Source organism: Shewanella marisflavi, from assembly GCF_023283925.1.
GTDB lineage: Bacteria > Pseudomonadota > Gammaproteobacteria > Enterobacterales > Shewanellaceae > Shewanella > Shewanella marisflavi.
Genome location: NZ_JAKIKX010000005.1, coordinates 165,776 through 189,880, shown reverse-complemented (window position 1 = coordinate 189,880; position 24,105 = coordinate 165,776). Strand labels below are relative to the sequence as shown.

The 24,105-nt window shown below is 47.8% G+C and carries 19 protein-coding genes and 2 pseudogenes; 10 read left to right on the top strand and 11 right to left on the bottom strand.

Translation table 11 applies throughout. From position 1 onward, the window contains the following. Positions 1-63: 63 nt before the first annotated feature. Positions 64-1,147, top strand: a pseudogene (locus L2712_RS12215) (IS4 family transposase); the annotation flags it as partial. A gap of 83 nt (positions 1,148-1,230) precedes the next feature. On the opposite strand, the gene L2712_RS12210 reads toward L2712_RS12215, so the two are convergent. Beyond that, the gene (locus L2712_RS12210) at positions 1,231-2,193 is read right to left on the bottom strand and encodes a sensor domain-containing diguanylate cyclase (RefSeq protein ID WP_248977935.1); all 963 of its coding nucleotides are present in this window, start codon (positions 2,191-2,193) and stop codon (positions 1,231-1,233) included. Positions 2,194-2,456: 263 nt separating this feature from the next. Between L2712_RS12210 and L2712_RS12205 the strand changes: the two genes are divergently transcribed. Both L2712_RS12205 and L2712_RS12200 read left to right on the top strand, forming a co-directional pair. Next, positions 2,457-3,278: a DUF2797 domain-containing protein gene (locus tag L2712_RS12205; protein WP_248977934.1), complete on the top strand. Its 822-nt coding sequence runs from the start codon at positions 2,457-2,459 to the stop codon at positions 3,276-3,278. 259 nt (positions 3,279-3,537) lie between these two features. Continuing rightward, entirely contained in the window at positions 3,538-5,670 is a 2,133-nt protein-coding gene (locus L2712_RS12200; protein WP_248977933.1) for a TonB-dependent receptor, read from the top strand. A gap of 120 nt (positions 5,671-5,790) precedes the next feature. Here the strand turns inward: L2712_RS12200 and L2712_RS12195 are convergent, their stop codons facing one another. The 3 genes from L2712_RS12195 to L2712_RS12185 form a co-directional block, all read right to left on the bottom strand. Then, the gene (locus L2712_RS12195) at positions 5,791-6,225 is read right to left on the bottom strand and encodes a DUF2541 family protein (protein ID WP_248977932.1); all 435 of its coding nucleotides are present in this window, start codon (positions 6,223-6,225) and stop codon (positions 5,791-5,793) included. 81 nt (positions 6,226-6,306) lie between these two features. Continuing rightward, positions 6,307-6,900, bottom strand: coding sequence for a DUF4136 domain-containing protein (locus tag L2712_RS12190; RefSeq protein ID WP_248977931.1), 594 nt, complete (start codon positions 6,898-6,900; stop codon positions 6,307-6,309). A gap of 220 nt (positions 6,901-7,120) precedes the next feature. Continuing rightward, a complete protein-coding gene (locus tag L2712_RS12185) occupies positions 7,121-9,985 on the bottom strand; it encodes a M9 family metallopeptidase (protein WP_248977930.1) in 2,865 nt (954 codons plus the stop codon). Positions 9,986-10,330: 345 nt separating this feature from the next. On the opposite strand from L2712_RS12185, the gene L2712_RS12180 reads away from it, so the two are divergent. Genes L2712_RS12180 through L2712_RS12170 form a run of 3 tightly spaced genes read left to right on the top strand, consistent with a single transcriptional unit; the run spans position 10,331 to position 12,288 of the window. After that, positions 10,331-10,927 carry a LysE family translocator gene (locus tag L2712_RS12180; RefSeq protein ID WP_248977929.1) on the top strand — a complete coding sequence of 199 codons (597 nt, stop codon included), beginning with the start codon at positions 10,331-10,333 and terminating at the stop codon, positions 10,925-10,927. Between the two features lie 21 nt (positions 10,928-10,948). After that, positions 10,949-11,524, top strand: a complete 576-nt coding sequence (locus L2712_RS12175) for a DUF1415 domain-containing protein (RefSeq protein ID WP_346347563.1) — start codon at positions 10,949-10,951, stop codon at positions 11,522-11,524. A 20-nt stretch (positions 11,525-11,544) separates the two neighbouring features. Continuing rightward, positions 11,545-12,288, top strand: coding sequence for a ribonuclease H1 domain-containing protein (locus L2712_RS12170; RefSeq protein WP_248977928.1), 744 nt, complete (start codon positions 11,545-11,547; stop codon positions 12,286-12,288). Positions 12,289-12,309: 21 nt separating this feature from the next. On the opposite strand, the gene L2712_RS12165 is transcribed toward L2712_RS12170, so the two are convergent. Both L2712_RS12165 and L2712_RS12160 read right to left on the bottom strand, forming a co-directional pair. Further along, on the bottom strand, positions 12,310-13,788 hold the full coding sequence (locus tag L2712_RS12165) for a sensor domain-containing diguanylate cyclase (RefSeq protein ID WP_248977927.1): 1,479 nt from the start codon (positions 13,786-13,788) through the stop codon (positions 12,310-12,312). 202 nt (positions 13,789-13,990) lie between these two features. Next, positions 13,991-14,473, bottom strand: coding sequence for an HPP family protein (locus L2712_RS12160; protein ID WP_248977926.1), 483 nt, complete (start codon positions 14,471-14,473; stop codon positions 13,991-13,993). 99 nt (positions 14,474-14,572) lie between these two features. Here L2712_RS12160 and L2712_RS12155 point away from each other — a divergent pair, with 99 nt between their 5' ends. The 3 genes from L2712_RS12155 to L2712_RS12145 all read left to right on the top strand — a co-directional run bounded on the left by L2712_RS12155 (position 14,573) and on the right by L2712_RS12145 (position 17,146). Next, entirely contained in the window at positions 14,573-15,136 is a 564-nt protein-coding gene (locus tag L2712_RS12155; protein WP_248977925.1) for a TetR/AcrR family transcriptional regulator, read from the top strand. 147 nt (positions 15,137-15,283) lie between these two features. Next, positions 15,284-15,712 (top strand): LETM1 domain-containing protein, encoded by a 429-nt coding sequence (locus L2712_RS12150; RefSeq protein ID WP_033540811.1) that lies wholly within the window; start codon positions 15,284-15,286, stop codon positions 15,710-15,712. A 72-nt stretch (positions 15,713-15,784) separates the two neighbouring features. Then, entirely contained in the window at positions 15,785-17,146 is a 1,362-nt protein-coding gene (locus L2712_RS12145; RefSeq protein ID WP_248977924.1) for a leucyl aminopeptidase family protein, read from the top strand. 97 nt (positions 17,147-17,243) lie between these two features. Here the strand turns inward: L2712_RS12145 and L2712_RS12140 are convergent, their stop codons facing one another. From L2712_RS12140 to L2712_RS12130, 3 genes and pseudogenes are all read right to left on the bottom strand, one after another. Further along, complete coding sequence (locus tag L2712_RS12140) at positions 17,244-18,839, bottom strand: ABC-F family ATPase (RefSeq protein WP_033539634.1); 1,596 nt, start codon at positions 18,837-18,839, stop codon at positions 17,244-17,246. Positions 18,840-19,367: 528 nt separating this feature from the next. Continuing rightward, positions 19,368-19,493: pseudogene (locus L2712_RS12135) on the bottom strand (transposase domain-containing protein); the annotation flags it as partial. A 12-nt stretch (positions 19,494-19,505) separates the two neighbouring features. Further along, complete coding sequence (locus L2712_RS12130) at positions 19,506-20,492, bottom strand: hypothetical protein (RefSeq protein ID WP_248977923.1); 987 nt, start codon at positions 20,490-20,492, stop codon at positions 19,506-19,508. Positions 20,493-20,910: 418 nt separating this feature from the next. Here L2712_RS12130 and L2712_RS12125 point away from each other — a divergent pair, with 418 nt between their 5' ends. After that, positions 20,911-21,459, top strand: a complete 549-nt coding sequence (locus L2712_RS12125; RefSeq protein WP_248977922.1) for a recombinase family protein — start codon at positions 20,911-20,913, stop codon at positions 21,457-21,459. Here L2712_RS12125 and L2712_RS12120 read toward each other — a convergent pair. Both L2712_RS12120 and L2712_RS12115 read right to left on the bottom strand, forming a co-directional pair. After that, positions 21,440-22,414, bottom strand: coding sequence for a hypothetical protein (locus L2712_RS12120; protein ID WP_248977921.1), 975 nt, complete (start codon positions 22,412-22,414; stop codon positions 21,440-21,442). The two genes, L2712_RS12125 and L2712_RS12120, sit on opposite strands and share 20 nt — an antisense overlap. Positions 22,415-22,694: 280 nt before the next feature. Further along, positions 22,695-23,558 (bottom strand): hypothetical protein, encoded by an 864-nt coding sequence (locus tag L2712_RS12115; protein ID WP_248977920.1) that lies wholly within the window; start codon positions 23,556-23,558, stop codon positions 22,695-22,697. Positions 23,559-24,105: the final 547 nt, after the last annotated feature.

The following is a 24,105-nucleotide window of genomic DNA, read 5'->3' as shown; positions in this document are numbered from 1 at the left end:
CTAATCAATTTCGCCAAAAACAAACTAGAACAACACCATGCGTGACATTACGATACTACATGACTCTCTTTGACCCAACTAGGCCGTAATATCTCTGGCAATGTGGCGCCTAAACACAGTATGAAACGCATTGACCGCTTGCTCGGTAATCACCACATCAATAACGACCGATTGACGATATATCGATGGCATGCAATGCATCTTTGCGGTGCTAACCCAATGCCTATCGTGCTTGTCGATTGGGCCGATGTGAGAGAGCAACTCCGTTTGATGACATTGCGCGCCTCCATCAGTGTTCAAGGGCGCAGCGTGACCCTTTATGAGCGTACTTTTGAATTCAAAGATTACAACGCACCTCGCAGCCACAATGTTTTTCTCACTGAGTTGGCAAAGGTGCTTCCGAATGGCTGCTGTCCGCTAATCGTCACCGATGCTGGCTATCGCAATACTTGGTTTGCTCAAGTCGCAAGTCACGGCTGGTTTTGGTTAGGGCGTGTTCGTGGTGACGTCAGTTATCAGCATGTTGGGACACCTCAATGGCACTCCAATAAGTCGCTTTATCCAACAGCAACAAACAAAACCAAATACATCGGCTGTGTTAACCTCGCCAGGAAAAGCCCATTGCCCTGTCATTTACACCTGTACAAAGCGAAAGAAAAAGGCCGTAAAGACCGCCGTTCCTCAAAGGCTGGAAGAAACCATACCGCCCAAGCAAGCTACGGAAGAAGCAGCAAAGAGCAGTGGCTATTGGCAACCAACTTACCACCTAACCATTTCAACTCAGTCCAAGTCACAAAGCTCTACGCTAAGCGAATGCAGATTGAAGAAACCTTTCGAGACTTGAAGAGCCCACAATACGGCATGGGGCTGAGGCACAACAAAAGTCGTTGTCCGCAGCGGCTAGATGTGTTGCTGCTCATCGCTATGCTGGCAGAAATTACCTTATGGCTCATTGGTATCGTTGCCTTGCATCTAGGCTGGCAAAAACACTTTCAGGCCAACACCATTCGGCACCGGCCTGTGCTGTCAATTATTAGGTTGGGAAGAGAGGCGGCGGAGGAAAAACTACTGAATAACCGCGTAGTATTTATGCTGGGCAATGCATGAATATATCAAGTTAGTTCACACAACTGGGAGACCTGAATGATGAGGCCCCCAGATGCGATTGTTCACGTGCCAGCTTTGGTGTCAATTTGATTTTTTCGCTAATACCGATATGGCGTTTAAGCGCTAACGCTCACCGTCTTTCTTTTGTTCGTACATCGCCGCATCAGCTGCCGCAATCATTTTTTCTAACGAGTGCTCTGTCTCATATGAGAAATGCGCCACACCTGCACTGTATTCTATAAGATAAGGTTTGTTGATAGCCTTGTTCATTGCGTCCATTTCTGTTTTAAATCGATCCAGAATGATCGCAATTGTTTCATCACTGACGTCTGTCAACATGGCAACAAACTCATCCCCGCCCAGCCTGCCAATCACATCACTCTCACGGAACACACTGCGCATCACTTCTGCAAATTGCTGTAATGCAAAATCACCTTCATGATGCCCGAAATTATCATTAATCGGTTTAAACTTATTAAGGTCAAATAAAATCACTGACATTGGTATTTTTTTTCGCCGGCAGACCCGTTGGCTATGCTCGGCCAGTGTTATAAATCCTCTTCGGTTCGATATTAAGGTTAATTCGTCAAGTGTTGCCAATTGAATTGATCTGATTTCTTGCTCAATCATGGCTCCCAAGTCGTTTAATAGCTGCTTATCTTCTTCATTCAAATGCTTAGGCTTCGAGTCGATTAAGCATAATGTCCCTATCTTTATCCCTTGTCTCAATTTCAGTGGATAGCCCGCATAAAAACGGATATTAGGCTCTTGGGTCACTAGAGGGTTATCAGCAAACCGGACGTCTTCAATCGCATTAGGAATAATGAATAAACCATCTTGATTAATGGCATGGCCGCAAAACGATATATCGCGCGGTGTTTCAGATGCATCCAAACCTTGTTTAGATTTAAACCACTGCCTATCTTCATCAACGAGGCTAACCAGTGAAATCTCTACACCAAACATACGCTTAGCCATTCGAGTGACGCGATCAAACCTTTCTTCATGCGAGGTATCGAGGATTTTCAGTGTTCTTAAGGCATGAAGCCTCTCTCTTTCATTGGCAGGCAGTTCAGGCTTAATCATATGGCTCCTATATCTTGAAAGACTTGCTAGAACCTAGTGTACCTGAATAACTCCATAAAAAAATAACCAAACACTATTCAGCAAACGCAAGAAATCCCCCCCATCCCCTCACCCACCCAAAGCAACATGTTCAAATTCTCCATGGCAGCACCTAGATGCTGGCCCACGCCATTTTCATCTTGCCCCCTTTAACTGTTACACTCATCACAAATTAACGAAGAGTCAGCGCTGCGGCGAATGGCTCCAACGCAATTGAGAGTGTCATGCAAGGAACCTTGAAAAAAATGCGCACCAGGCTCGATGAGCAGGGCCTGGCCAGTTACCATATGCTGTTGGGCGACAATGAAGTTGAGCTTAACCCTCTGATCGGCAGCAAGATAAACTTAACCCACACAGGTAATATCTTTTGCTGCAACTGCGGCAAGAAAACCAAGAAGAGTTACTCCCAGGGCCACTGCTTCGTCTGCATGAAGAAGCTAGCAAGCTGCGACATGTGCATCATGAAGCCAGAAACCTGTCATTTTGCCGAAGGCACCTGCCGCGAACCCGAGTGGGGTGAGGCCAACTGTTTTGTGCCTCACTATGTCTACCTCTCCAACACCTCGGGACTTAAGGTCGGGATCACTCGTCATACTCAGTTACCAACCCGCTGGATAGATCAGGGCGCCACTCAGGGCCTGCCTATTCTTAAAGTCTCCAGTCGTCAGCTATCTGGCCTTATTGAAGTAGAGCTAGCCAAAATGATTGCCGACAAGACCAACTGGCGCGCCATGTTGAAAGGTAATGCCGAGCCCTTGCCGCTAAAACAACACGCCGAGGAGTTGCTGCCGCAAATTGAGCAGCATATACATAGCCTGGCGATGGCCCATGGCGAATATGCCATCGAGCGACTGGATGAGGAGATAGTGGCTATCGACTACCCGGTGAGTGAGTTTCCGACCAAGATAGCCTCCCACAACTTCGACAAAGACCCGAATGTGAGTGGCACCTTGTTGGGCATTAAGGGTCAGTATCTGATCTTCGACACCGGCGTCATCAACCTGCGTAAGTTTACCGCCTACGAGGTAAGCTTTAGCGCTAATTAAACGTCTGATACACGATTAGGCCTGCATACCGTCGATGTGTGCGGGCCTAAAGCCCGACTCAAAGGCAATAAACAACTTAATTAGCCAGCCTAAATGACCCCGTAGCAACAACCGCCCTAATAAATACATCGTTCAATACGTTACTGCCAACCTCTTTAAAATGTAACATATGTAAATTCCAAGCAAATATAAATGATAATCTATATCATTCGCATCAAATAATTGTTACCCATTATTCGGACACACTTAGGATAATTTGATGCCATCACACTTCACCCTAAAAAAATCCCCTTTAGCTCTCTATACCAGTCTGTTTTGTCTTGGCCTGATAAGCCCTAGCGTCATCGCCGATGATACTGGCATAGAGCGTATTATTGTCACCGGTAGCCGCAGCGCCGAGAGCATCGAAGAGGTGCCCTCCTCTGTCACCTTGATCGACAACAAGACCTTGGCGCAGGACATGCAGATCACCTCCGAGCTACAAAACATGTTGGCCTTTCGTGTACCGGGCATGGCGCCCAGCACTGGCACCTCGAGTAATGCTGGCCAGACTTTGCGAGGTCGTAAGGCATTGGTGATGATCGACGGTGTACCTCAGTCCACCCCGCTGAGAAACGGCAGTTTAGGCATACGTTCTATCGATCCCAGCGCAATTGAGCGTATCGAAGTGATCAAGGGAGCAACCTCTATCTATGGTAATGGCGCGTCAGGCGGGATCATCAACTACATCACCAAGACCCCAAGCAGCGATGCCAAGGCGAGCGTCGAACTGGGGGCATCGAGCAAATTCAGTGCGGTTAAATTTGAAGACAGCGCAGGTTATCGCTATCACGCCAGCCTGGACGGGACACTGGACAAATTCAGCTATGTGGTCAGCGCGGTAGAAGAAGAAACAGGCCTGGAATATGACGCCGAGGGCGACATCATAGGGCTTATCTACGGCCTGTCTGAAACCAAGTCGCAAAACCTGTTTACCAAGCTGGCCTATGAGTTCGACAGTGAGAAACAACTTCAGCTGACCTACAACTATTATGAGGCGCAGCAAAATGCCGAGCTGGTGGATGTCACAGGCAGTGTCAACAGCGGCGAGAAAACCTACGCCATCAAGAGCAGCGCGCCTAAACCCGGTGTGCCACAAGGGCCAAGAGGCAACCACAACCTGATGCTCAAATACACAGATCAGGAGCTCTTCAACCAGACACAACTGACCTTAGATGCCTACTATCAGAAGATTGAAAACATGTTCTTCTACTCGGCGGCGCTGGCCAATCCCAGCGAGGGGTATGATGGTGGCCAATCGCTGATCCGCTCGGAAAAACGTGGCCTGAGGGTGAACCTCAACAGCTACACTGACTGGGACAATGTGTCGGCAAGCTTCATCTATGGTATCGATGCCCTGAACGATATCAGCTCGCAACCTCTGAATGATGGCCGCATCTGGGTGCCCGAGATGGACATGAGCAACCTGGCGGGTTATCTGCAAACTAAGTGGGTGATCTATGATGACTGGATCCTCAAGGCGGGATTACGCCACGACAGAGTCGACATTAGCGTCGATGACTATGAAACCCTTAAGGTGTGCCGCACCGCTGAGACTTGCTCAGTCCCCTTCGATGTCACAGGTGGTGAACTTAACTTTACCTCCACCACTTATAATCTAGGGCTGCGCTATCAGCTAAGCAATACCTTTAGCCCATTCGCCAGCTTCTCTCAGGGCGCCGACATCTCTGATCTAGGCAGATTACTGCGCACGGCAACCGTTAACGATATCTCGCTGATTCAGACAGAGGCCTCTATCGTCGACAACTATGAGATTGGTTTCTCGGGCCAGTATGACAAGTTGAGCTATGAGCTGGCGGCCTATCGCAGCACCTCAGAGCTGGGGACCAGCAATGCCTATGATCCGGTCACTGGGGTCTATATGCCGGTGCGCGCCCCGCAAAAAATTTGGGGCTATGAGGCACAATTGGCCTACCAATGGTTGGATAACCTAGGCACAGATTTCAGCTACAGCTGGGTAGAAGGTAAAGATACCGAAAAGGATATCTATTTGGACGGCCAGGTGATCTCGGCGCCGAAATTCACCGCTTCGCTCAACTGGCAGCCGGTTGACCATGCCAACATCGCCATCAACTACCTGTATGTGGGCGATCGCAAGCGATTTGAGCCCGTCAATGGCCAGTATGTGGGTGCCCAAGGTCCAGTCAGCCATTACAACCTGGTTAACCTAAGCGGTAGCTACCAACTGGATAACTGGCAGTTTAGCCTCGGGGTAGAGAACCTGTTAAATGAAGACTACTACTCTGCGCGCTCTCAGGCCTTTACCTATAGCGGCTACAACACTAAAGGGTTGGGGACCACCATCAACCTTGGCGTAAAGGCACGTTTTTAGCGGCCAATAAAAAGCGCCGCACAGTCTAACTGGCGGCGCTTATGCATACTTTTGATCGATAAAGGGCTAATGGTTAAGCGATGCGTGTCGCTTTGACGTTAGCCATTTTCAGCTATTATTTTAGTCATCTGTTGCCTTATGTTTCCCCAGCACAGTGATCTTGCCCTTCTTGGAGATCCCGGCAAGGCCCAATGCCTGGCTACCGACGCTGTCATAGGTGAGTTCAATTCGCTCAAGGTGCGCCTCTCCTTTTGGCACTGTGATGGCCCGGCTCGACAACCCTTTGGTTAACACCCCGAGATTATCTACCTTCTTAGACTCACCGTCGCTCATGAACAGCTCTACCTGTTTCAGGTTCACCGTCCCTTGTTCACATTTAAGTTTGATACTGACTAAGTCCTGCTCCTTGCGACCCAAGTTAATCTTATCCACCTCGGCCTTATAGTCGACCGTCTTTTGAGCTATCTCACTCCACTCCCCAGCCTTCACTGGTTGCGTCAACAAAGGCAGTAGTAGCCCCATCACCATTAAGCCTTTAACTGTGTGTCGTAACATCTCAATACTCCTTATCTCAAACTGTCACAATAATCATTGCCACACACTAGCTTAGTCTATCTGTGCGGCGCTGAAGATCCGTTAAAGGTGTTGCGGTAGCTCGCTGAGCATCTTAGTGATCACCCTAGACAATCTGGTATCAGTCCCCTCTTTTGCCTGTGCATTATCCTGACTCAAAGGCGTAAACCCTTGTGCCAGCACCTGCCATCTTGGCGAAGCGAGTTTGGGATCAAACACCATTAACAGTACAGTTCCCTTCTCATAGCGCCCCATGTCGACTCCCTGATTAGATGCACCAGGCACGAGCCCAACCTTTTGCAAGATCTCGCTATCACTCATCTTGTCGCCTAATGCCACACCATAGCCTATCAACAGATCCGGCGATTGTGACATTGAAACTTCTTGATACCCCTTGGCCAACATCACTGCCTGAATCGCCTCACGCATACGCGTCTTTAACGCATCGGGCTGCACCTCATCACCTACCCTTAGCTCGGCAACACCAGGATGTAACGCAAAGCGAGATGGCTGGTCACCAAGGAACCTCAAATCGCCGCTGGCCACCAGGGTTAAACGATCCTCAGGTGTCATAGGCAGTTGCAAGGGCGTCTCCTCGGTGACTGTGCAGGCGGTGACACTCATCATGAGTATCAGGCTAAGCAAGCATGTTTTCATTGGCTATCCTTATCAAAAGTGTAAAAGTCAGTATCTAAAATCAGTCGCATCGTGACCAGAATGAACAAAGTATAAGCTAAGTATCATGAACCTAGGCTGACAAAACGTTAACATTCATCTCCTTAGTGTATCTGTTCACATTTTGGGCTTTTCAAACGCGCCAGGACCATGATAAACGCCAGCACAAGGCCGGCGTTTATCATGGTCAGGCGTATCGCTTTTAGTTCGCCTCGAGCGTCACCACTAAACTGGCACCACTGCTCGAAGGCGCACCATCTGCGCTGACATAGAACCAGCCTTCTGTCGGTGCTAACACACGGATCTTTTCCTGATTACCGGTATTGTCCGACTTGTACTGATAATCTGAAGGGCTCGCCCAGGTCGCGCCATTGGCGTATAGATCCAGGTTACCACTGCCGTGATCCGTATTGATCTCAATGGCCGCGGTGTTGGCCGGCACATAGAAATAGTAACTTGAGTGCCCGTCGGCCACACAGACGGCTTGGCCAAATTCTACGCCACCATAGCTGTATGGGTTGTTGCTAACGCAGGCATCCTCGACACCAGCATCACCACCATTATCGGGAGTTCCATCAGCTGTTTGACTTACCTTTAGGGTCACACCATCAAACGCAGTAACGGCCACTGTCGAAATATAGACCCAACCACGATTGGCGATAACACTTATCAGCTCATCGTTACCTGTGCTCTGTGACTTGACGTCATAGTCACTGCTCGAGGCCCAGGTTTGCTGGTTAAAGTAGATATCCAGATCCCCTTCACCACCTGAGGTACTGATGTACAGCTGTGTATTATCTTGATCGACATAGGTGTAGTAATAATTGATCCCAGTGCCCGCCACACATTCAGCCTGCTCCAGAGTGAGTTTGCCATCGGTAATGCTTGTGTCGCCGCAATGGCTCACGGGCCCACCACCATTGTCAGCATCGGCGTTATCGCCAATACCATTACCGTTCTCATCGGCCCACTCGGTAGGATCGCTTGGAAAGGCATCTTCACTGTCGATCACCCCGTCGCCATCGCTATCAATCGGCGTGACTATGCCGCCATCAAGTGGTGTGTCATTACTGGATACCGTCAAGAGCCAGCTATTCCATTCACTGTCATACTGAGTGCCAATAGTGTTATCGATATAGCTGAGCCAAGCTGCCGCATCCCCGGCGCGGGCGTATACCAGAAGCGCGTCAACATCACTTCTGTGCTGTTCAAACAGAAAGCGCACTGCTAGGTAGCCCCAACGGTAGACTCTCTCTGTACCACTGTCATAGGTATTGGCCAAGATCTCACTGAGGCTGAAGCTTTGACTACGCCCAATAGCGATCGCCTCGTCATTACGATTTTGCTGAGAAATGTATTCAGCCAATCCTTCTGACCACCATACCGACTTGCCAGTATCGATATCGAAATGGCTAAAACCACCGTACAGATTAAAGCGACCATCGAGATAATGCACATACTCATGCCTGAGATTCCACACCAAAATATCCTCAGTCCAGGTGGCCTCATGTGCAATAAAGCGGGCTTGGTTATTCGGGTTGGAGGGTGTGCCTTCGAGGTACATACCACCATTGTCTGTGTTGATGCCAAAAATAATACCGGCATAGGCATCATAGTCATCATAACTGTCGAAGATATTGACCTCGAGATCCTGATTGTAATCATCGGCCACGGGGTCGCCGCTGGTCGCCAGCACCTGATGGAACAGTACTTCTTCATCCCCCATCAAATCACAAGACTGCTGTAGCTCCTGATTGGTAAGTTGCTGCGCGCGGATCTTAATGGTGTCAGAGCAGCTATAGTGAATACCAAGCACGCTGCTTTCCAGCTCAGCTTCCCAGCCGCAGATCCCAAAACTGTCGCATTGTCCAGGGTTGTAGTAATCCAGATAACCAGCGGCATCAGCCCACTGCTTAGACAGGCGGGCAAACTTATTCATATATTGCTGCACACCATCGTTGAGCGAAAGCTTCAGACTCTCAGGCAGCCCCCAGTATTTCTGGTACTCATAGAAACGGCCAAACTCATGAAAGGCATCTGAGGATTCGAAGGCATAATTAGAGTTGATGATATAGTCTGAGGTCGCCACCTTAAGCAGCGCGGCGCGCAAAGCATCATACTCCATTGAGGCCTTAGTGTACTTCTCATCCCAATTGCCACGATAAAGGGTGGTTAGCGCCTTAGTCAGTGCACTTCTGTGATACCAGGACGCCAGATGCTGCTCGCTAAACTGATCAAGATATTGTGTGATCACCGCCACCGAATCATAGTAGTTGTAAGAACTGTCCCAAGCGATGAAATACTCCTGCAATGTGTTGCCCTGCATGTCGCTCAGGCTGGCCATAGCCGGGTTTTTCGCATATTCGAGTAGTAGTTCGCGCATGGCATCGCTGGCGCGAGTATCGCTATAGCTCAAATCCTCGTTATAGTATTCGATATAAAATGCGCCACGTAGAAAGTAGAACAGGTTAAATAACTCACTACCGCTACTGCTGTCATAGGTCGCCGCGCTGGCCTTAGCTAAATTCGCCACCGCCACCACATTGTCGGCCTTATACGCCTTTACCGCCGTGGCGTCGTTACGAGAATATAACTCTGAGATACAGGAAAACTCCGCCTGACGAACAAAATCATACAGGGCCTGGCCGGTTAACGTATCGAACTGGCTATAACCATTACAGGGATCCGTCTCAGCCGCTGGCCCTTCAGCACCTTGATTGCCCTCAGCGCCCTGAGCGCCCAAAGGGCCTTGCAGAGCAGAGTGGTCATTAACCCCCTGCTGTGACTCTTGCCCTGTACCTGATGGTGGCACCTTATCACCCTCAGTAACCGATGCGGCACCTCTTGGCTTACGCGCAGCCTTATCGAAGCGCGCTTTGCTCTGGCCATTGTCAACATCAGCCCGTTGCACCGCCGCTTTCATCGCCTGTTGCGGCATGGGTTTAGAACGCGGCGCGTCATTGGCACTCACAACCTGTGGCGCTGCAAGCAGGGAACAAGCTAACGCCAGGGCGGTGGGAGTGAAACGGCGAGTAAGCACACCGCGAGATATAATTGTCTTTGTCATAGTTGGTCTCCAGACCTATCGGCTCGGGCGAGCCGATCATTACTCAGGTTTAAGTCACTCAATTCACCTTCTTTGAGGTGTCGTTATCGAGCATTTAGCACATCCTTGTTAACCCGTAGTTAACAATTTATTGCAGGCAAGTTATATTTTATACAATATATAATTGCAAGCGAGACAGAGAAGATTTACATCACCAGATAGGTAAATCTGCCGATTTAAAGCTAAATAGTTAATGATTTACAGTGAGTTATAAAATATGCAAAAGGTTGGGAAATTTTTCTGGTCAGAATGTCTTATGTCGGCGATCATAGGCCATCGTTAACAGGTACTAGAGACACACGCTACATGGAACTGGTTTTTGCCATCGCCCTTTTCGCCTTTTCCTCAGGGATCACCCCTGGGCCCAACAACATTATGTTGATGACCTCTGGCGTCAATTTTGGCATCAAGCCCAGTCTGCCCCACCTGGCGGGGATTTGTATTGGCTTTCCCTGCATGGTTCTGGCGATCGGTTTGGGATTGAGCGCCGTCTTTCAGGCCTACCCACTCTTGCACCTGATCATCAAATATATTGGTATCGCCTACCTGCTCTATCTGTCTTGGCTCATCGCCAACAGCAGCAGTAAGATGGAGGGTAAACAGACCGCCAAGCCACTCTCTTTTCTCCAAGCGGCGGCCTTTCAATGGGTCAACCCTAAGGGCTGGATCATGGCCGTGGGCGCTATTGCGACCTTTACTGTGATTGACCAACCACTAACACGACAAGTTCTCACCATCGCCAGCGTCTTCTTCAGCGTGGCACTGCCCTGCGCCCTGGTATGGTTAGGCTTTGGTGTGGCACTCAAACGGTTACTTAAAAATCAACGTCAACAAAAAGGCTTTAACATTGCCATGGCACTCTTGCTTGTGGCCTCTATCATCCCTATGATCGCTCCTCAATAACGAGATCAAACGGAGCTGCCGGTGTCTGATACACAGGTCAATCACAGCGCTGAGGATGCGCCAATCGCCTTAGAGACCCAGAATTGGGTGGAAAAGGTGATCATGAAATACAACATCTGCCCCTTTGCCCGCCGTGAAGTGGAGCGTAACAGCATCCGCTATACGGTCGCCCAGCATAGTCAGATTGATAAAGTATTGGATGAGCTGATTCAGGAATGTCATTTGCTGGAGCAACAGCCACAAATCGAGACCACACTGTTTATCATGCCACGGGGCTTTGAGGGCTTTTATCTCTACCTAGATCTGGTGGATATCGCCAACGACCTGCTTATCGAGCAGGGCTTTGAGGGGGTCTTTCAGCTCGCCAGTTTCCACCCGGATTACTGTTTCGAAGGCGAGCCCCAAGACAGCGCAGCAAACTACACCAACAGGGCCCCTTACCCAACACTGCATATCATACGAGAAGCCAGTATGGAGCGCGCCTTGGCCGATTATGACGATCCAGAGTCTATCCCCGAGCGCAATATCGCTTTTGCCGAACGTAAGGGCGAGGCCTTCTTCGTCAAGTTACTGCAAAGCTGCAAACAAGCCGATTAATTCAAGGGAAAGAGAAACCGATGGCAAGCAAATATTATGTGGTATGGGCAGGACGCGAGACGGGCATCTTTACCAGTTGGCCGCAAACCAAGGCGCTAGTGGACGGCTTTGCCGGGGCGCGCTATAAATCCTTCAAGACATTGGCAGAAGCAGAGGCCGCCTTTGGCGCTAAGCCCTCTCAGACCAGCAAGCCTAAAACGGCCAGTCGCAAAGCAAGCAGTCAGATCGCCGCGAGTGAACACCCCGACAGCGATATCGATATCTATACCGATGGCGGCTGTGAGCCCAATCCCGGCGAAGCAGGCTCAGGCCTGGCACTCTATCAAGCGGGTGAATTGACTGAGCTCTGGTATGGGCTTTATAACCCCAAGGGCACCAATAACACCGCCGAGTTAAACGCCCTATATCAGGCTCTCTTAATGGCGCAGCAATATAGTAAACTGGGCAAGAGCGTGCATATTCACAGTGACTCCCAGTATGCGATCAATTGCATCACCAACTGGGCCTATGGTTGGAAGGCCAAGGGCTGGCAACGTAAAACCGGCGAGATAGCCAATCTTGAGATCATTCAGCAAGCCCATGAGTTATATGACAGTTTAAAAGCGACCATCAAACTCACTCATGTGGCGGCGCATGTGGGCATTGAGGGCAATGAGCTGGCCGACCGCATGTCTATCCACGCCATCGACAGCAAGGAACCGAGCTTTTGCCGCTACTCGGCGCCGTTAGATATTCCGGCTTTATTGGCACTGCGGACGGGCTAATCCCCGTCCATAAAACACTATCTAGATCACGACAACACAGTCGCGGCCATTCTCTTTAGCCCGATAGAGCGCCTGATCCGCATCATTAAACAGCCTGTCTTGATCATCGTCCCAGCGATAGAGTGAGACGCCGGCGCTGACGGTGATAGCCACCGGAAAGTCGCTCTCTTGGCTGAGATGTTTGATATCTTGCCTGAGTTTGTCGGCGAAAGAGGTCGCCCCTTCGCTGTCGGTATCCTCGAGAATGATCACAAACTCCTCGCCCCCCCAGCGGCCAACAAAATCTGTCTTACGTATCGCCTCTTTGAAGATTTTAGCCACCCGCTGCAACACGTCATCGCCCACCAGATGACCATGCTTATCGTTGACCGCCTTGAAATGATCGATATCGAAGATACACACCGCCAGCGAGGTCTGCTGTCGATTGCTGCGACTAATCGCTGCCGCCAGTTGATGGTTAATGGCGCGACGATTGGCGACCTTGGTTAAGGGATCGGTATTGGCCTGAGACTTATACTGCATCTCGTCACTGAGATCTTTAATCACCACAATGCTGTGTTTCTCACCACCAACCCCATAGGTGGCGATAGAGATACTGGCGGGAAAAACATCACCATTCAATTTCTTACCGTAAAAAGTAGTATTACGTTGGGACATGGGTTGCACCCGGTCTGACTTTTGAAACTCCATACGCAGCTTCTTATGCTTCTCCTTGGTAGCACTGGGCACCAGATCATCGACATTTATTTTATTTAGCGCCCGCTCAGAAAATCCAAACAGCCGCATGGTTTCCCGATTGGCAGAGATGATGGTGCCATGCTCGTTGACCGAAAAGATGGCATTGGGCGCACAGCGAAAGATCACTTCGAGATCTTTTAGCTTGATGGCCAGACGTTTATTCACATATCGGATGAAACTAAATACTAAGATACTTACCAGCACCAGGGCAAAGAGGATCACCAGCAACATTTGATTCAGACGTTGATGGGCACTTTCCGCCCGTTGAAACAGGCTGTTTGGCACCTGGCTCTGACTGGCAAGAATGGTGGCTATCGCCGCAATTGCAGCAGTGTCATCCACCCTCACCGCCAAATCGATAGCTTGAACGTCGCGCTTTTGCTCCACCATCTGGCGCAGGCGTGGCAGATGTTGTCGATATTGTTCGACGACAGACGCTATCGCCTTCACCTGAGCCTCATGTTCGGGAGCAAGCTGAGCATACTTACCTAATGAGCGCAGCCCTAGCTCAATCTCAGCTTCAGCGCGCCTCAAATAACTGAGATCGTGACGAATAACGGCATTTTTGAAGTCGTGAATAAAGCCTCCGTAGCCTAATGCCACCATGGCATCGTTAAACAAGGCCGTCTTATCCAGTTCCTCATAGGTGTGATGCTTCCAGTCCTGCTGAGACTGATTAATGCTAGCCATCAAAATATAAAACGCCGCGATGAGAAAGACGAGATACAAGATAGCCAAACTGTATATTTTAAAAGCCTTCATGGGGTGGCGCATTCACGTTTCATCCTTAAACAGAACAGCCGCCATACGGCGATGATTCGTTGCAGGCGCTGTGCTCACATTACTTGCGGCAATAGCCACTGAATAGGAAAGCGGTTAAGCGCCGCCAACAGAATGAAAAGTATAGTCCACTTCAACCTAGATACCTGAAATTAAGCACAAAAGTCGTAGTTGCTGCGGGTCATTAATCCAACGCTGCTTGGCTCTGCTGCAGGTTTTGGCGTGCCAGACGTTTGTGCATCAGCGCGATAAGCTTACCCACCAGCACAATAATCACAGCCCCGGTCAACACAGGCGATAAAAGAAACCACCAATCCTGGCCTGTCAACATCACCAATAACGGCGTCGCACCCGCCGGAGGATGAGTTGTTTTAGTCAGTAGCATGGCGCTAACAGCAAGGCCGCTGGCCAGAGCCAGGGTAAACGGATTGACACCGACATAGTGAAAAAAATAGAGGCCGATGGCGCAGGTCAACAGATGACCGAAGATCACGTTTCTTGGTTGCGCCAGCGGGCTCTCAGGCACGCCAAACACCAACACAGCCGTGGCACCGAACGGGACCATCAACAGCACCAGATCGGACTGCAGCGTTTCGGCGTATGACAGGAGGCCAATCGCCAAGGCGGCACCCATTCCAGAAATTAACGCAAAAGCCAGTTTATTCATCTTGATCTCTTTCACTCCATAAATGTAGACAAGTCTGTCTACCCGCAAGAGTAGACAACCTGGTCTACCGATGTCAAGATATAAAAAAGCGAGGCGATCATGACAGATAAACGACAACAACTAATCGATACCGCCCTCAGCCTCTTTATTGAGCGAGGGATCAATCTGGTGGGCATCAACGAGGTGCTTAAAGTCTCTGGGGTGGCCAAGAAGACTCTCTATCACCACTTCAGCAGCAAAGAGGCGCTGATCGTTGCCGTGCTTGAGACCCGCCACAAGATCTACATCGACTGGCTCAATCATAGATTAAGCCAAGGCCAGGACGACTTTGGTAAAATTGAGGGGCTCTTTGCCGCCCTCGATGATTGGTTTAATGATCGCGTGCCTGAGCTGAGTGAATTTCATGGCTGCCTATTTATCAATTCGGCCATTGAATGTGGCGACAGTCGCTGTCAGGTGTCACGCTTTGCCAAGTATCATAAGCAGGCCGTCAGAGAACTGATTCGCGAGCATCTCGAGCAGCAAGACGACGCACTGCTGGACCTTATCTGTCTACTCAAAGAAGGGGCAATAGTCTCGGCCATGGTGAGTCAGAATAAACAGGCCGCTAAGCCTTGCCCGGCGTTCATTGCCGCCTACCTAAATGGAAAAAAGCGTGAGTGAGCATGGTAACGAACTGTCCTCACTGACGCGCCATAGGGAAAGGCTCAAGTTCATGCCCAAATTGATCTTAAGCCCCCTGAGTATCAAGCATAAAAACAGCAATATTAAATGTTGGGTCTCATCGATAGCTTGTGAGACAATCGCGCCATGAAAATCTATCGTAAGTTACACAAGGCCCCTTTTAGAGTGCTGCGCATTAGTCGCCGCCGCTTTGGGCTGCGTTTGAAACGGGACATGCTTGCGCTCAAAGATGCCCTGGCCCAGGAAAAACAGGAAACCAAGGATATGTTGGTTGCCTATAAGCGTTACACCCGCAAACAGGCCAGTAAAGAGGAGCTTCGCCTGGCCAATAAGCAACTGGCAGACCTGATCAAAGGCCTGGGGCTTGGCGTCTTTGCCGTACTGCCTTTTGCCCCTATCACCATTCCCGTAGTGGTAAAACTGGGGAAGTTAGTCGGGGTCGAAGTACTGCCCAGCTCCTTCAATAATCTCTCCGAACGCAAGGTGCAACTTGGCCGTGAGGCTCAAGCCACTAAACGTGCTCTCAAGGCTGTAGAAAAAGCCAGCAGTGAATAATCCTCCGCTTTCGTCTCAAGGGGCGGGCATGCTAATCTAAGTTGAATTTTGACCTCAATAAGATGATGCCCAATGACTCAAATACTCCTCTCTGGTTCCGAAGGGATCCCACTGACACTGCTCAGTACCAATGATTATAACGACTGGCTAAGCAGCCAAGACAACACGGTAAAAAACTGGTTAACCAACACCCAATTCAGCGGTAAAGGCATGAGCCTGATCCCAGGCAGTGAGGGCGCACTCAGCCAAGCCCTCTATGTCACCGATGATAAAGACTCCCACTGGGTTTTCGGCGATCTGGTTAACGAGCTACCTGCAGGCCAATACCTGCTCGATGCCGATGCGCAAACCTGTAAGCTCGCTGCCTTTAGCTGGGCCTTAGGCGCTTACAAGTTTGATCGCTACAAGCGCAACGACAAGACCTACCCTCAACTGGTACTCAAAGACGCTGCACTGGTTGCCCAGACCTTACAGATGGTGCGTTCGGTATCGATAGTGCGCGATCTGGTCAACACCCCTGCCGCCGACATGATGCCTCAGCACCTTGGCGAAACCATGGAGTCATTGGCAGCCGAATTTGGTGCCAAGGTCACCCAGATAGTCGGCGATGACCTGCTAACCCACAACTACCCCACCATTCATATGGTCGGCCGCGCCAGCCACAATGCGCCGCGCCTGATCGACCTCACCTGGGGCGATGAAGATGCACCTAAGGTCACCTTGGTGGGCAAAGGCGTCTGCTTCGACTCAGGCGGATTAGATCTTAAACCTGGTGCCGGCATGCGCCTGATGAAGAAAGATATGGGCGGTGCTGCTCATGTTATCGGCCTTGCCCACCAGATCATGGCAGCTAACTTGCCTGTGCGTCTGCGTGTATTGGTGCCTGCGGTGGAAAACGCCGTGTCGGCCAACGCCTTCCGTCCAGGTGATGTGATCACTACCCGCAAGGGGCTTACGGTCGAAATTGACAACACTGACGCCGAAGGCCGTCTGGTACTGTGTGACGCCTTGGCCGAAGCCAATGACGACAAGCCCGTTCTGCTGATCGATTTCGCGACCCTCACGGGCGCCATGCGTATCGCCCTGGGCACAGAGCTCCCTGGCTTCTTCAGTAACGATGATGAGGTCGCAGCGGGGATCACTGCATCCGGTCTGGCGGTAGAAGATCCTGTGTGGCGTATGCCGCTGCACAAGCCTTATTTTGACCTGACCGGCAGTGATATCGCCGATCTGGCCAACTGCGGCAAGGTGCCCTTTGGCGGCGCCATCACGGCGGCCCTCTACCTGGAAGCCTTCGTCGACGAGGAGATCAGCTGGACCCATTTCGACGTTATGGCCTGGAATACCCGCAAACTACCGGGTCGCCCCATCGGCGGTGAAGCCTTCGGTATCCGCGCCGTGTTCGACTACCTGGCCGAACGCTTCGCCAAGTAGCCTGATACAAAAATAAGCGATAATAAAGCCCAAGTGATGATTCACTTGGGCTTTTTATTAGCCTAACAGACTAGGTTCTACTGACAGCTGACGAGATTTATTCCTCTACGCCTTTGCTGCGCAGGAACTCATCATAGGTGCCCTTGAAGTCATTCACGCCCTGTGGGGTGATCTCTATGATGCGGGTGGCCAGTGACGACACGAAAGCGCGGTCATGACTGACGAAGATCAAGGTACCTTCGTACATCTCCAGCGCATTGTTCAGTGACTCGATAGATTCCATATCCAAGTGGTTCGTCGGCTCATCCATCACCAGAATGTTTGGCTTTTGCATGATCAGCTTACCAAACAGCATACGTCCCTTCTCACCACCTGAGAGTACGCGTACCGACTTCTTAATATCGTCGGAGCTAAACAGCATACGGCCAAGGTAGCCACGTACACTCTGATCGTCATCTTCTGGTTTACGCCACTGACTCATCCAATCAAACAGTGTCATGTCATTTTCGAAATCCGATTCATGATCCTGAGCGTAGTAACCAATGGCAGCGTTTTCTGACCAATGAATGGTTCCTGTATCCTGTGGAATATCGTGGATCAAGGTGCGTAACATAGTGGTCTTACCCACACCGTTTTCACCCAATACGGCGATACGCTCACCCACTTCGGCGATCAGGTTGAAGTCTTTAAACAACGGGCCGTTGTCATAACCTTTAGACAGCTCTTCAACCACCAAAGCATTACGGAAAAGTTTCTTCTCCTGCTCGAAGCGGATGAAAGGGTTAACACGGCTTGATGCCTTAACTTCTTCGAGCTTGATCTTATCGATCTGCTTAGCACGTGAAGTCGCCTGCTTCGCCTTAGAGGCGTTAGCAGAGAATCGCGCCACGAAGCCTTGAAGCTCGGCAATTTGCGCTTTCTTCTTGGCATTGTCAGACAATAGACGCTCACGGGCCTGAGTCGCCGCCGTCATATATTCGTCATAGTTACCCGGATAGACACGCAGCTCACCATAATCGAGATCCGCCATGTGGGTACACACAGAGTTGAGGAAGTATCTGTCGTGCGAGATGATGATCATGGTGCTGTTACGCTGGTTGAGCATCTCTTGCAACCAACGGATGGTATCGATATCCAAGTTGTTGGTGGGTTCGTCCAGCAGTAAGACATCTGGATCACTAAATAGCGCCTGAGCCAACAGCACACGTAACTTGAAGCCTGGGGCGATTTCGCTCATTAAACCAAAATGTTGCTCTAGCGGAATACCTACACCGAGTAGCAGTTCGCCGGCACGGCTTTCTGCGGTGTAACCGTCCATCTCGGCAAATTCCATCTCCAGCTCGGCCACCTTGATGCCATCTTCTTCGCTCATCTCTGGTAACGAATAGATTCGATCGCGCTCCTGCTTCACCTTCCACAGCTCGGTATGTCCCATGATCACTGTATCGACAACATTGAACTCTTCGTAGCCGAACTGGTTCTGGCTCAGCTTACCCAGACGCTCATTCACATCCAGAGAAACATTGCCCGATGTCGGCTCAAGCTCACCGCCTAGGATCTTCATAAAGGTTGATTTACCACAACCATTGGCGCCGATAAGACCGTAACGATTGCCGCCGCCAAATTTTACTGAGATGTTTTCAAACAGTGGCTTAGAGCCAAACTGCATGGTGATGTTAGCCGTGGTAATGATAAGAACGCCCTCGCAAGTCTATACCATTGATTATAAACAAGTTTGCGTAATCAACAGTCATTATAAATTAAGTGTAAATTTTAAACGCGGGAGTATACAGCAAATGCTCATGTTTGATAAGTAGGTATCAATATCACTTACTTAACGGAGGTGCACCAGCTCGTGCATTGACCTTAAATTTGAAAGTTGATGACTGTATATCTATACAGCACACGTTCAATTTTGATACAATCTTTATTGCGTTACTAGCTGTAAGAAATTCCGGTAAACGTGACACTTAATCACTTAAACAAGAGGTTCTAAAAATGGCTAATGATAAACAGGTAAAATATAAGATTGGGCGAGATGCGAAAACAGGTCTATTCATTCCCGTTAGTGAGGCTAAGAAAAGACCTAAAACAACTGTTGTAGAAACAATAAAGCGCAAGAAATAAGACTTAAGTTTCACTAAGGGGCACGGAAGCCCCCTTATTCTTTATTTTGGATTAATAATAAAAAAACGTAAGCGCTCAATGAACTAGTTAAGCCTCACTCAACTTTATCTATTTCCACATTCCACGGCATGAGGTCAGACATATCATCGTTGAGTTCGCGCTTTGGCAACTCAGTAAACAGATGTTGGAAGTAGTAGTACGGGTTCATATCGTTGGCACGAAAAATCCATCATTAGTGTACTGAAACATACACCCCATCCCCCATCCTTGTAACATCTAAGGAAAACACTCTATATAAATCCTTTAGTGCAAAACCAATCCCATCATAATCATGAACAGATGTTAATGAACTACTATTATAGGCATCAAGAAATTCATAGAATTGCTCACCAAGTTCAACTAACACTTCATATAATGGCGATGCACTCATCACCTCATAAAGTTCCACATCGAATGTTTCTACTTCTAATGCCAATGAATCAATAAAGCCTTTTGCGTACGCATAAGAATTAACTATCAAGCCCAAACGTTCCCTAACGCTAGCAAACATATCTTCTATAGAAATTAGTCTACTCTTATATTGATTAACCAACTCAGTTATTTCTTGCGGAACCTCTGTCAACACATTCCTTAATGTCAAAAATGTTGATTCTATAGCACAATCGAGAGCAAAAAATGAAGACATGTAGTTAGCAAAATATTCAGACCAACCTCTAACAGCAATCATTAATATAGCATTAGCATAACCATCTACCATCATTGACGCTGGCACCAGATTCAATGTATTTTTCTCGTGCACATGAAATAATTCATGAAGCAACCTTTGCAGAATAGTTCTTGTTTCATCTCCATTTAATTCAACCTCAATCTCTCCATTTCCATTTTGTACAAATAGCTCACCAAAAAAATCCCAACCAAGAACCAAAGTGAACTCCTCATATTCACCATCACTTCCTAATTTTGAAACCAACTGACCAACAGCAATAGCTTGCTCGCTATTAGTGAATGCACTTTCTGATTGATGCCCATAACTACTACAGACAGAAGATAGAGAGTTAGCAAAATTTACAGTTATTACGATTCTTTTTAATTTAGATATATTAAGACTTGAATATCGACTGTCTAACGCCCTAACCATATCCATACAGCTATTCCCAAGCTCATTAGCTAGTCGCTCATTTTCAAAACCTTCTACAGTTATAAAAAAATCATTATCCATTGAGTTTCCCTTACATTGTTGACGACTAGATTTCAAGTTGAACTAGAAAATAAGTTACTACACTCTTTTACACTACTATCAGTGCCATTATCAACCCGATGGCAATCATTTAAGAATTGAACGACCAACTCCCAGATATAAAACAATTCAATTAAAACTACAACTTAAGCACATTCAGCAACCATGTTACAAACTAATGCATAATCTTTAACAGCTTTCAAATTAGGTGTTGAGGCCTTAGGGCTTTTTTATAGCGTCTTCAATAGCTCTCTAACAATTTTAAAATCCCTAACAAGATGTTAGAAACTTTACCTCAACACCTAACACTGTTAAAAACCAAGAACACAAAGTTATTGACACCCCGCAATGACAGTGTCACTATCTATATAGTTTCTAACACTCTCTACAGGTGCTTAAAATGGCTCTCATTGGATATGCAAGGGTATCAACTCAAGACCAGTCACTAGAGGCGCAACTTGAGGCGCTCAAGAAGGCTGGCTGCTCAAAAGTCTTTCACGGGAAGCAATCAGGGAAGTCTGATGATAACTGGAAGAAGCTAGATGAGCTTATCGAGTATTCGCGAGAGGGCGACATTGTAGTAGTGACAGCCTTTGATAGACTAGGAAGAAGTCTTAACCAAGTATTAGCCAAAGTTGACACCCTCAATAAGAAAGGGGCAAGCGTAAAGACCTTAGATGGTCAAATAGACACGAGTGATGGCTCACCAATGGCCAAGGCCTTTACGCAGCTTTTAGGGGTATTTGCAGAGCTTGAACACTCTATAATCACTGATAGGTTACAGTCAGGAAGGAGACGAACAGGAAAGCTAGGAGGAAGGAAGTCCAAGCTAAGCCCTGAACAGCAAGAAGAAGTGAAGAAACGCCTAAAGGATGGCGATAGCAAGCTAAAGCTTTCCAAAGAGTTTGGAGTATCTAGGGCAACCATTCTCAATATAGAGAAGGCCTAGAACCCATCTGGTGAGGCCGATAGCTCTTAAGAGTGTTGGTGAGGATTGCCACCTCTATAGCATTAGCCTCTTTCCTGCACATTGGCTCAAAGCCCCAATTAGCATCCTGCCTTATTTCCATACCAAGATGGAGGCCATAGCTATAATGGATTCTCTCTAGCTCCTGCTGCAAAGCAAAGTTAGAGAAACCTATGTCAGACTCCAGCCTAGTAACCTCTTCTGACACCACCTGAACAGAATCATAAGGTCTTTCCCCAAATTTAGGGTTTTTAACCGTTCTAGAGGGAGGGGCTATTTGCTTGTACTTAATAAACTTGAACAACTCTCCATCTGTGAGACTGTTAATAAGGCGGAGAATCTCCTTATCACTGGTGTCGGGATAGACTTTGTAGTGAGACTGTAAGCCTGTAACCATCAACCTAGAAGTGTGATTGTAATCAGCATTACCAAGTGAGCGGTTAACCTCTTTTGAGGCTATTAACAGGTTGGCAGTTGATAGCAGCCCTATAGAATCCCTTCCCTTTGTTGGGGCTAGGTGAGCTAGTTCAAATAGGTGTTCTCGGTACTTCCCGAAGCCATTAGCTCTTACCATCCTTTTGTATAAAAGGAATAAGTCGTTAAAGCTGTGGTAATTAGAACCTGTGAGAATTTGAACAGTGTTAGCCCTCTTACAATTATAGAGTAACCACCTACCAAAGCCTGTTCGGTGGAAGCACTTCAAGGCTTGTTGTTGGTGTTGTTTCTCGGTATGAGTTGATTGACAGGTGTGATTACAAAAGCTCTTGTTCTTAGTTAAAGAACCACAGGACTTACATTTGTTAAGTGGCTTAGATTTTCTAGTGGATTTTACAGTGCTTCTTTTAAAGGCTTTGGTGCATCTGTCTGAGCAGAATTTAGCAGTTTTTCTTTTAGCTTTAAAAGAAGACTTACAATGTACACAGGTAATAGTGCGCATGAGTTCCTCCTTTGTGTGAGGTTGTACGAGTGAGGGTGTAGAGTGGTGAGGGTTGTACAAAGTTATAAAGGGATGTTTGGCATCTCGGTTAATTATCTCGGACAGTTTTATAACTTTTGTACAGTACCTACAACCCTTGGTATCACTGGGCTACAGCGATGTTTTTTAAGTGGGTTTCTACAGTTTTTACGATAAAAGCTGCTATAGACATCCCTTCTAAGGCAGCTTGCTGTTTAAGGGCTGGGTAGAGTGATGGGGTGAAACGTAAACTAATCATGTATTAACCTCCGATTTCTAAAGCTTGTTTTAAGATTGCGTCTTCTGACTCTCTTTTAGCTCTTATCTCTTCCGCTTGCCTTAGAATTTCTTGACGTTCGGAGTCGATAACCTCTTGAAGCCCCTTGTTGTGAAGCTCAACCCGCTTTTCCACCTCTTTTCTGGCTAGCTCAGCTATTAGAGTTAAGTCTTCCTCTTGTTGTTCAGGGGATTTCTCCAAGATTATTGAGCGCTTAGCGGATAGCTCTGGAATAACCCGACAGCCTTTGTAGGTAGACTGGAGTTCATTCATAAAAGTTAATAGGTCGAAGTCGCTTGAAATAATAACTTTGAATCTTTTCAAGGGGTAATCACCGTCAAAAACTAACATTCCCTCATAAGCGGTAGCTGATAGAGGTGATGAGTTATAGTTCTCTATCTTAGTTTCGACTAGCTCCTTAACAGCCTTTTCGGAAACCCTCTTAAAGGCTCTAGAATCATCACTGGAGGGCGTTTTCGCCTCTGGCTTGCGGTAGGGTTCAAAGCTGTAAATAAGCTTACAGGATAGTATTGAGGGTGTTTTGAAGTAGTCTTGACCTACTTCATGGGCTCCAGAAGCTACGTGAAGCCTCTCTTCTGAATCCACACTAATACTAATAGTTTGCTTGGGTTTTAGGATTTTTACCTGGCTCTCATAGGAGGTTTCAATATCCTTACCCTTTATGAACTTCTTACTATTAACTCCTCCAGCAAAAGCTGTGGGCTTGTGATAATCAACATGATAAAGGACTTCATTAACACCATTATTTGTTAGCGTATAATCACCAGCACCATTACGGAGGGTTTCCCACCCTGTAATGTTGAATAATTGCTTGTTGTTAATCTTCATTTTTTATCCTCCCATTTTAATTTCTAGGTTGTTTGAGTGTTTTTGTAGCTCTGGGTTATCCGATTCTCTCGCTAATAAAATTAGTGATTTCTGAATCACATCAGATTGAGAGAGGCCGTAATGGACTGCTAGGTCCTTGAGAAGCTTTTTACCCAATACATAAAGTCGGGTTGAGTACGGATGGCGAGTTAAATACATTTTAGGCATAGAAAGTCCTCCATTTAGTGACTGGGTCACTTGGTGTCGTTTAATAAAGGTGGAATATAGAAAGCCCTTAGCGAGAAGTTCCCTAGCCTGAAGAAGAAAAGGGCTAGAGAGAAAGGTAAGGGTTGCTAAGGGCTTGATAGGGTTGGCTATAAAAAGTAACTCTATTAATTATAAATATTATAACACGAAACATTGACTTTGTCAAGAGTTTCTGGTAATGACAAGGAGTGGCCAGCTATGTATAGTATTGTTTTTAAAGGTTTTGTGTTGTTTCGCGTTGTAAATGCTGTAGTAATTTTTTGTTTAACTTGTAGTAAATATTTTTATATCAGTCCTTTAC